The sequence below is a fragment of the Massilia mucilaginosa genome, from assembly GCF_011682145.1.
Lineage (GTDB): Bacteria > Pseudomonadota > Gammaproteobacteria > Burkholderiales > Burkholderiaceae_D > Telluria_A > Telluria_A mucilaginosa.
Genome location: NZ_WHJH01000164.1, coordinates 1 through 956, shown reverse-complemented (window position 1 = coordinate 956; position 956 = coordinate 1). Strand labels below are relative to the sequence as shown.

At 70.0% G+C, this 956-nt stretch carries 1 protein-coding gene; it reads right to left on the bottom strand.

Features of this window, described 5'->3' with window-relative positions; translation table 11 throughout:
- Positions 1-956: toprim domain-containing protein (locus tag F2P45_RS34285; RefSeq protein WP_166882670.1), on the bottom strand; the 956-nt coding region annotated here is incomplete at both ends.

Below are 956 nucleotides of genomic sequence, written 5' to 3'. Positions count from 1 at the left end.
GCGTACAGGTCCAGGGTGTCGACGTGGTAGCTTTCAGGAGCGCCGTCGGCCGCGCTTCTGCGCACCTGCAGGTTGACCCGCATCTGCTCCGGCGACAGGTTCTTTTTCCAGCCGCGCACGCGCCAGTGGCGTTCGCCCTGGGTGATCAGCAGCTCGTCGTCGGTGGCCGGCGGCGGTGCAGCGGCAGCGGCAGCGGCAACGTCAACCCCAGCGGCTGAAGGAAGGACGGGAACGGCGGTAGCGGGCGGCACGGCGGTCACGGGCGGCATCAGCTCTGTGTCCGTGTCGGGCGCGCGGCCGATCCACTCCGCCTGGCGCAGCACCAAGCCCAGGCTCTGGTGCGCGGGCGTCAGTTTCAAGGCGTAGGCGTTCGCATCCAACCCCTTCGGGAAGCGCACGCGCAGGCACTCGATGCCCTCGGCGATCAGCTCCACCGCCAGCTTGGCCGCAGCCCGGTCGCCGGCGTCGTCGCGGTCATAGGCGATCAGCACCCGGCGCGTGCCGTGACGCCGTAACGCGGCCAGGTGCTCGCTGGTAAACCCCTCCACGCCGTAGGCGGCGGTCACGTTGGTGAAACCGGCGCACCAGAACGTCATGGCGTCGATCAGCGCCTCGCACAGGATGATTTCGCTAGACTCGGCCAGCGCCTGCTCGTTCCACACGCCGCGGTGCGGCCCGGGCAGGTACAAATGGCTCGGGGTGCCCTTGCGCAGGTCGTCGCGGATCTTGCGACCGTACGCCTCCAGCACGTTGCCGTCCCCGTCGAGCACCGGCACCACCAGCGAACCGTTGAAGTGCTCGTGGCCGCTCTCGCGGTAGATGCCCACCTTTTGCAGGCGGCTGCGGATGTCGGACCCGGCCTGGCGATCGCGCGTCGGCAGGCGCAGGCCCAGGGTGCGGTTCGCGTAGCCCAGCTTGAAGCGCGCGATCAGCTCGGGGTGGTCCAGCCCGCGCGC